The organism is Wolbachia endosymbiont of Pentalonia nigronervosa (genome assembly GCF_014534705.1).
Taxonomy (GTDB): domain Bacteria; phylum Pseudomonadota; class Alphaproteobacteria; order Rickettsiales; family Anaplasmataceae; genus Wolbachia.
This window is the reverse complement of the sequence record NZ_JACVWV010000053.1, coordinates 1-8,626: the sequence shown is the minus strand read 5'-3', so window position 1 is coordinate 8,626 and position 8,626 is coordinate 1. Positions and strand designations below refer to the sequence as shown.

Sequence of the window (8,626 nt, the reverse complement as noted above, 5' to 3'; positions counted from 1 at the left end):
CCTGTTCGCCCTATCCACATCACTGCTGCTATGAACTTTCTGTTGTCCTTTGCACTCCTTCCACTATCCCCTTTCTTTCCGGGTAAACTCTCCTTTATCCTTTCCCATTGCTTATCTTTTAAGTCGTATAACATCCTTAGCTTCTCTCAAAAATTGTTATTATAACTCCTTTCTTTTTGAATGTCTACACTACCTAGTATACTAGAGTTTATATTAATAGTGGAGAGTTATAAATTTATGTTAACATGCAGCAAAATAGTATTCCAGTATAAAAATGATTCGCCTTGCGTATTAGAAATGCACATCGGCAAACACGGAGCAGAAGAACTTAAAGAGAAAATAGAAAAGAATAGTCCACTTGTAATTGAAACACAACAAGATGATAAAAGGTATAAGTACGTTATAGAAAAATCACACAGTTGTGAAATAGAGATATTTAAAGGTGTATTAAAAATTACATTTGATGGAAAAGTTTATAGAGATGGTGACTTAGTTGATACACAATTAAAATGCTCCTCTGTTGAAGACGATAATGATTGGATTGTTATAGAGGAACAATTATGCTCTTTCTCTCATCAATATGTAGATTGCTATTATACTTTTTATCAACAACAAAAAACTGAACAACAACCTGCTGCACAAGGTGATAAAGCTGGGAAAAGAGTGCAATTTGCAGATGAAGTAGACATAAATGTATTCTCTACAAATACAAGTAGTAGCCTTACAAGCACAAATGATAGCCCAGGTAGTAACAATAAAGGGAAAAACCCTCCTCATGATCCGCCAGCTAATACTGGTTGTAGTACAAGTATATGGTGTCCTTTAGGCCTTTTTGCTGCAGGTTGTTTAGCAATGGCAGGAGGGACGGTATTATCTTTTGCAGATAGACCAGACATAGGAGGAATACTTATGGCATCTGCTATAGTTTGTCTATTGATTGTTGGTGTTGCAAAGCTTTGTGAAAAAGTCAGTGAAAAGAAGCAGAAAGATCCAGATATTAGTACATCTGCTGCTGTGAAAAGTGTGTTTAGTGGCATATTTTGTTCTGAGATGTCAGCTAATACCAATAATTGCAAGATTTAAAAGCTGTTTTATATCATACGCATTTCAGGTACAATCTCTGAAATCTATTAAGCATGTTTTTATGTCAAAAATTGAAGAGTTCCGCTCATTTATGCGTGAAATAGGTGTTGATGCATTTATGCTTCACACTAGGGATGAATATTTATGTGAATATTCAGAATGTTTAAAGCAGTTATGTGGTTTCACAGGTACAAATGGGCTTCTTATTATTACTCAGTATAACAAGTGCCCATTTTTTACAGATGGACGCTATATTACACAAGCCCACAGTCAACTGGACCACAAAGATTTTGAGATATACAACATACAAGAAAAGGATCCATGTGAGTGGGTAGAAGAAAAATTAACATCGACTATTACCTTAAGCTATTACTCTCAATATTTTACCATAAAAGAGCTAAAAAAGTATGAGCATATCTGTAAGTTAGTACCATATACAGATAAAAGAAAAAGCTCCTATCCGGAACAAAAAATAGTCTTACACCCTATTGAATACTCTGGTGAGAGTAGTAAAAGTAAATGTGAAAGAATAGCTAAAACCATAAATAATAGACCTCTTTCGAAACCGATTTATGGTAAGAAATTTTTAGGAGAAGTGCAAGAGAGCACCGCAGAATACTTGGATGTATTTGAGGAGTGTAGCTCAGCTTCGACAACAAAATTGCCATCGGAAATTGAGTTTCGAAAGAGGTCTAATGAAGCAGTACTTTTAACTGACATAAATTCAATCTCATGGTTATTGAATATCAGAAACGAAAATGCAAAATACACTCCACATGTGCTATGTCGTGCCATATTGTACGAAAATGGCAAAGTTGATTTATTTATTCAAGGTGACAAATTAGAAGTAGAGCTGGATAATCACATAAATATTTTCAATATTAGCGAGCTTGAAAATGTATTACATAAACTAAATTCTATAGTAATAGATCCAAGTACAACTCCTATGAATATTGTGGATCTACTAAAGAATAAGCAGATAATTGAGAGGGAAGATCCCTGTTTACTGAGTAAAGCAATAAAAAACCAAACAGAAATAGCTGGAGCGGTAAATGCACATATTCAAGACGCAATTGCAGTGACAGATTTTCTCTATTGGCTTGAAAATAATGTCGGCAATGGAATAACAGAACTTGATGCTGAAAAAAAGATTTTAGAGTATAGAAAAGAACGTGATTTGTTTAAGCAACCAAGTTTTCCAACAATTTCAGCATTTAATGAAAATGCAGCGATAATTCATTACCATGCAAGCAGCAGCACGAATAAAGTAATTCAAGGGAATGGACTATATTTAATTGATTCTGGCGGTCAATACCTTAATGGTACAACTGATGTTACAAGAACTGTCGCCATTGGTACTCCCACTAAAGAGCAGATAACTTACTATACAATAGTGCTAAAAGCTCACATTGCTATAGCAAGTGCAGTCTTTCCCCAAGGTACTACTGGCGGAGAATTAGATATACTAGTGCGTGCGCATTTGTGGAAATTCGGTGTGGACTACATGCATGGAACAGGACATGGTGTGGGAAGTTACTTATCAGTACATGAAGGACCTCAGGCAATATCAAAAGGAAATAAAGTAGAGCTTGTGCCTGGCATGATCGTTTCTAATGAGCCTGGTTACTATATTCCAAACAAATACGGAATAAGAATAGAAAATTTGATGTATGTTAATAAGCAAGAAAATGGCTTTTTAAGTTTTTCACAATTAACCTGCGTTCCTTATGATCAAAGACTTATAGATATTCAGATGTTAACTAATGATGAAATCGAGTGGGTAAATAATTATCATAAATTTGTTTATAAAAACTTATATTAAACACGAATTCTGCATTAGCTTGACGTAAGCTTTTGAAATTTTGTATTTTTTCTGCTTTTTTAATTTGTTTCAGTTATATTATTTTATAAATTTTGCATAGGGAGCATGCATGCTAAATATTGACACTAAAGAGTATGACCTAACGTTGGGCAACATTATAGTCAAGCTTTTTATTGAAAGTAGTGACACAAATGGAATGAATTTTATTAACGTACATCAAAATGAAGTTACTTCAAAGGAAGCTGGTAGACATATTACCCAGGAGCTTGGGGGCAGAATGTTATATATTACTCATGGTGATGGTACTTCACGTAATGTAACATTTTGCTTAAATGGTGGAAAATACGAATTTGACCCTAATCGCATGTTTGATGATGTTGGTGCAGAGAATAGTTTAAAAGAATTTGGTGACTTTTCTGAAGAAGCTTTGAAAGTGGTAAGAAATTTTGCAGGAAAAATTTTAGATTTTTTACTTCCAGGTCACAATCATATTATTGCTTTGCATAATAACTATAATTCTCCCAGTTACTCATTTAAGAGCTATTTTTCTCTTCCCTTTTCTAATGATGTATTAAAGATTTACCCAGAGCAATGCCCAGAGAAAGAAATAGGTGAGTTCTTTTATATAACTATCGAAAATTGGTTTGATGCTCTAAAACAAAAAGAAATTTTCAATTTAGTATTACAAAACAATGAAACAGTTGAAGATGATGGCTCTTTATCTGTATATGCTGGAGAAAACAATATTCAATATTCTAATGTAGAAGCAGAACATGGTAATTTAGATCAGCAAATTAGCATGCTATCTGCTCTACATAGTGTTTTATTTCCAGATACTCAACTCTCTGTATAACCCAATTATTGTTAATGACAAGCTTTGAGTTTTTTAAAATCTTCTTCGGCGTGATATGAGAATCGAATGAGTGGACTTGATCAACCATTAAAATTTCTTTGGAGGAGGCGATATACTTATAACCCAACTTTTTAATCTAGAATTGGGATGTGAAAGATAAGAAATGGTTGTATGAAAACATAGCAAAGCTGTTGATCTTTATAGAAAATTCAGTTTGCAAGAGAATTATTCTGCATCCCATATCTCCACTATATCATCCACAAAGTCTATGATTTTCACTTTTTTAAACTTGTAACACTGACTAATAGACTGAATGCCTAAGTTACCTATGAAGGGAATGGCATCGTTGCCTAAGATCTTGCCACTGCGACATATTATCAATCTATCAATAAGCTGATGTTTCAATAATTCTGTGATCAGCACCCCGCCTCCTTCAACCAACACTCTAGTGATTCCGACATCTGAAACAAGCTTTGATACCATGTCTTTTAAGCAAATTTTACCGTTTTTATTTGTATTAGTTATCAAATAATTAATATTTTTTATCTTTTCTCTTACTTCATTCTTTGTAATAACCCAAGTCTTGATTTTGTCGGCAGTTTTTGCAATATTATGTTCTTTTGTCAACTTTGTTTGACTATCTATAATTAATCTCATTGGTGATCTGTCTTCAAGCCCTGGCAGGCGGCAAGTTAATAATGGATTATCATGGATAAGAGTATTGCTTCCAATCATGATTGCATCATATTTTGCTCTTAACTCATGCACCCAATTTCTTGTATCTTCGCTTGTTATCCACTTACTTTCATTTGTGAATGTAGCAATTTTTCCATCAAGAGTAGACGCAATTTTGCAAGTGATAAAGGGTCTATGTAATTTTTTAGTAAAGAAAAAACCAACATTTAATTTTTCTGCTTCTTTCGCCATAATTCCACAGGTAATTTTAATTCCAGCATCTTTTAGTTCTTGTATACCTTTGCCTGAAACTCTTTCATCAGGGTCAATAATTGCAACTACTACCCTTTTTATTCCTGATTTAATAATTTCCAAAGTGCAAGGCCCTGTAACTCCATAATGGCAACATGGTTCGAGAGTGACATACATAGTTGCACCCCGAACTGAACCTTTTGCATTTTTTAAAGCAATTACCTCTGCATGTGCAGTACCAGTCCAACCTTCACTAATTATCACGTTATCTTTAACTATAACACAGCCAACAGAAGGATTAGGTGCAACATTTCCTAAGCCTCTTTCTGCAAGCTTTAGTGCTATTGACATGAAATGATGATCAGACATTTTTATTTAAAAAGAAGTCATCTCATATGAAGTATCAAATATTCGCCTGTGTTCATGTATAGCAAACCGGTCTGTCATTCCTGAAATATAGTCACATATTGCAACTGAACGCTGAGATTCAACAGCAACTTTAGTCCACTCAGTTGGCAGTAACACTGGGTTTTCATAAAAACACTGAAAAAGTTCTTGCACTATACGCTGTGCTTTTTTCATTGTTCTACTGAGCTTGTAGTGTGTGTATATCCTTTGCATATTGAATTTCTTCATTTCTGCTACCGCTTCTGTTACTGCTGATGAAAATGTTACCAAAGGTTTGTCTAGTTTTCTTATATCTTCTACGTTTTTGATTTTATAATCTTGAATATTCTTTTTGATCTGGGAAACAACATCACTAATCATAATACCTATCGTTTTACTTAAAGCTTCATGTATAACTTTATTTTGAGGTATGGTAGGGTACTTATTCTTCACATCATGAAATACCTTTCCTATTAAAGGAACATCTAATAAATCTTCAATAGTGATTACATCTGCTCTTAATGCATCATCAAGATCGTGAACACTATAGGCAATATCGTCAGCAATTGAAGCGACTTGTGCTTCAGCACTAGAAAATTCCTCAAGTTTCAGGTTGTACTTTTCATTATATTCCAACATTAATTCATTATCAGTAGGAGATTTTGCATGCCTACCAAGTAAAGGTCCATTATGCTTTGCAATTCCTTCAATAACTTCCCAACTTAAATTCATTCCATCAAAGTCAGCATGTTTTTGTTCTAAGTAAACTAGGATTCGTATAGTTTGAACATTATGGTCGAATTTATGTGTACCATCTAAGTTTTGGGTTGATTTATTTAATGCACTTTCACCTGCATGGCCAAACGGAGGATGCCCGAGATCATGTGCAAGCGCTATACATTCAGTAATGTCTTCATTTAAACCAAGCCTATGTGCAATTGATCTGGCAATTTGTGCAACTTCAAGGCTATGAGTGAGGCGAGTGCGGTAATAATCATGTGCATAGTTAATAAAAACTTGTGTTTTGTACTCTAATCTTCTGAAGGCATTAGAATGAATAATGCGGTCTCTATCACGCTGAAAACAACTACGGTAGTTGTTTTCTTGCTCTGTCACATATCTCCCTTTAGTTTTCTCTGAATAGCACGCATAATTTAATAAAAAATTATTGTTCGACATGTATAATCTACACTATAATAATCAATTGTATCAATAATCAATGGTATTTACTATGTCAACAAATTATAATATTAACTTAACTGACAATGCATTAAAGAAAATTCTCTCTCTTGTAGAGCAGGAAAATCAGGGGTCTGTTTTACGTATCGCAGTTTCAGGTGGTGGATGCTCTGGTTTTAAGTATGATTTTCTCATCGACCATCTGCCATTTTTGAGTGACTATGATGATGAAGATGAGGAGTATGATGAGGAAGAGGAAGAGGAAGATGATGATTATGGAGATGAGGAGGAAGATGAAGAGTATGAGTCTCATTTTAGTAAAAGAAGCAAAGATGTAATAATCAGTGACAATAGTGGCAATCCCGTACTGATGATCGACAATTGCTCAGTGAAATTTTTGCAAGATTCAGTAATAGATTATATCGAAGATTTGAGCGGTTCTAGATTTCAAATAAGAAATGAAATGGTTAAATCTCAATGCGGTTGTGGTAATAGCTTTTCAGTTTAATAGGTAGTGCTAGAATTAATTTCTATAACGAAAAGTTTTAAAGGCAAGTCTGCTATTGTAAAAGATATAAATTTAAGTCTTACAAAAGGACAAGTAATTGCATTAATTGGTAATTCAGGATCTGGTAAGACAACTATATTGCAGATTGCAGGGTTATTGGATAAGCCAACTTCAGGTACAGTTTTAATAAACGAAATAAACTGTACACAGGCAAATAACAAGCAAAAAACTTACATAAGAAGGAATTTTCTCAGTTTTGTCTATCAGTTTCACCACCTACTGCAAGAATTATCAGTACTGGAAAACATTATGCTTCCTCAGCTCATTGTGGGAAAAAGTAAAAGTGAAGCCAAGAAAGCATCACAGAAAATACTAGAAAAGCTTAACCTGGCAGATAAAGCAAATAATATGGTGTCTGAAATTTCTGGAGGAGAAAGGCAAAGAATTGCTATAGCAAGAAGTATTGTAAATTCTCCAACGCTTCTACTTGCAGATGAGCCAACAGGGAATTTAGATCCATCAAATGCTTTGGATGTATTCCTATTGTTGTATTCATACGTCAAGGAAAACAATTGCTCTATGCTTATAGTAACACATAACCACTGTCTTGCAAAAAAAGCAGATTGTATTTTAGAGTTAAGGGATCAATCATTAAAATCTTTCCATGGGTTGAGGGCATAGCTCAGCTTCAACGACAACTGCTATCAATTTGAGTTGTGAAAGAGGTCTAATGCCTCCTTTGATGGTATTTTTTCTCATATACCATTACACTCTGAAACCATAGATCTTACACAAAGAGTAGCAATTTTCAGATATATAGCATATAATAATATATCTCAGTTAAATAGGTAATTTATGGATTTAAGTAAAATAACATCAGTGCCAAGCAAGGTAAACGTGATTATCGAAATAAGTGCAGGTTCTGAACCTATAAAATATGAATTTAATAAGGAATTGGGATTATTACAAGTTGATAGGTTTTTGTTTACTTCAATGACTTATCCCTGCAATTATGGCTTTATACCGAATACTAAAGCTGACGATGATGATCCTGTTGATGTCTTGGTGTTAACTCAATTTCCTTTAGCGTCTGGTGTTTTAATATCAGTACGTCCAGTAGGTGCCTTGCTTACTGCAGATGAAAAAGGGCAAGATGAAAAAATATTAGCTGTTCCTGTCTCTAGCGTTGACAGCTATTATGATAATATCAAAAATTATTCTGATTTGCCTCAAATTCTACTAGATAAAATTGTTCATTTCTTTTCACACTATAAAGACTTAGAGAAAGGAAAAACAGTCACAGTTGGAAAGTGGGTTAGTGCTGAAGAAGCACAAGAAATTATTGAAAAGTCTCATTTGGTTAAAAAATATTAGACAGAGTTTTTTATATTAGTTAAATTGTTTTAGTAGCTTTAGTTTGGAAGGATGGCCGAGAGGCTGAAGGCGGCGGTTTGCTAAACCGTTATACAATTGAAAAGTTGTATCGGGGGTTCGAATCCCTCTCCTTCCGCCAGATAGTGTGTTAACCTATCTACTTAACTACTAGACTTGGTGTATTAGAGAGGCCAGCAGTGTGTAGGCAAAAATATGTTAAAAGAGGATGAATTGTTATGAAACACATTACACAGAGAGAGTTAAGAAAAACTTGATCAAAAAAGCATAAGTATATCTTAGAAGATGTCTTGAAAAGAAATGAAAAGATAAATATACTAAAGCAAATGTAGAATTAAGAGGTAAAAAAATGTATCCAAGTGACATAAGTGACAAAGAATGGGAAATACTAGAGCCATACGTTGCACAAGGGGCAATAGGAAGGCCAAGAAAACACGATATTAGAGCGATTATTAATGCAATAAGATATATAATG

At 34.0% G+C, this 8,626-nt stretch carries 8 protein-coding genes, 1 tRNA gene and 1 pseudogene; 7 read left to right on the top strand and 3 right to left on the bottom strand.

Translation table 11 applies throughout. From position 1 onward, the window contains the following. The first annotated feature begins 180 nt into the window (after positions 1 to 180). The 3 genes from IC220_RS05300 (at position 181) to IC220_RS05290 (ending at position 3,758) form a co-directional block, all read left to right on the top strand. A complete protein-coding gene (locus IC220_RS05300) occupies positions 181 to 1,083 on the top strand; it encodes a hypothetical protein (RefSeq protein ID WP_188153483.1) in 903 nt (300 codons plus the stop codon). A 61-nt stretch (positions 1,084 to 1,144) separates the two neighbouring features. Further along, a complete protein-coding gene (locus IC220_RS05295; protein WP_188153482.1) occupies positions 1,145 to 2,905 on the top strand; it encodes a M24 family metallopeptidase in 1,761 nt (586 codons plus the stop codon). A gap of 109 nt (positions 2,906 to 3,014) precedes the next feature. Continuing rightward, positions 3,015 to 3,758, top strand: coding sequence for a hypothetical protein (locus IC220_RS05290; RefSeq protein WP_188153481.1), 744 nt, complete (start codon positions 3,015 to 3,017; stop codon positions 3,756 to 3,758). Positions 3,759 to 3,769: 11 nt separating this feature from the next. Here IC220_RS05290 and IC220_RS08200 read toward each other — a convergent pair. The 3 genes and pseudogenes from IC220_RS08200 to IC220_RS05280 all read right to left on the bottom strand — a co-directional run. Continuing rightward, positions 3,770 to 3,879, bottom strand: a pseudogene (locus IC220_RS08200) (lipoyl synthase); the annotation flags it as partial. Positions 3,880 to 3,983: 104 nt separating this feature from the next. Further along, positions 3,984 to 5,054 (bottom strand): bifunctional diaminohydroxyphosphoribosylaminopyrimidine deaminase/5-amino-6-(5-phosphoribosylamino)uracil reductase RibD, encoded by a 1,071-nt coding sequence (ribD, locus tag IC220_RS05285; protein WP_188153480.1) that lies wholly within the window; start codon positions 5,052 to 5,054, stop codon positions 3,984 to 3,986. Between the two features lie 6 nt (positions 5,055 to 5,060). Continuing rightward, the gene (locus IC220_RS05280) at positions 5,061 to 6,251 is read right to left on the bottom strand and encodes a deoxyguanosinetriphosphate triphosphohydrolase (RefSeq protein ID WP_188153479.1); all 1,191 of its coding nucleotides are present in this window, start codon (positions 6,249 to 6,251) and stop codon (positions 5,061 to 5,063) included. A gap of 52 nt (positions 6,252 to 6,303) precedes the next feature. Here IC220_RS05280 and IC220_RS05275 point away from each other — a divergent pair, with 52 nt between their 5' ends. The 4 genes from IC220_RS05275 to IC220_RS05260 all read left to right on the top strand — a co-directional run bounded on the left by IC220_RS05275 (position 6,304) and on the right by IC220_RS05260 (position 8,272). Beyond that, positions 6,304 to 6,759, top strand: a complete 456-nt coding sequence (locus tag IC220_RS05275) for a HesB/IscA family protein (protein ID WP_188153478.1) — start codon at positions 6,304 to 6,306, stop codon at positions 6,757 to 6,759. Positions 6,760 to 6,765: 6 nt separating this feature from the next. Continuing rightward, positions 6,766 to 7,440 (top strand): ABC transporter ATP-binding protein, encoded by a 675-nt coding sequence (locus IC220_RS05270; protein ID WP_369408765.1) that lies wholly within the window; start codon positions 6,766 to 6,768, stop codon positions 7,438 to 7,440. Positions 7,441 to 7,614: 174 nt separating this feature from the next. Beyond that, a complete protein-coding gene (gene ppa, locus IC220_RS05265) occupies positions 7,615 to 8,133 on the top strand; it encodes an inorganic diphosphatase (protein ID WP_188153477.1) in 519 nt (172 codons plus the stop codon). A 45-nt stretch (positions 8,134 to 8,178) separates the two neighbouring features. After that, positions 8,179 to 8,272: transfer RNA gene (locus IC220_RS05260), tRNA-Ser, on the top strand. The last annotated feature ends 354 nt before the right edge of the window (positions 8,273 to 8,626 follow it).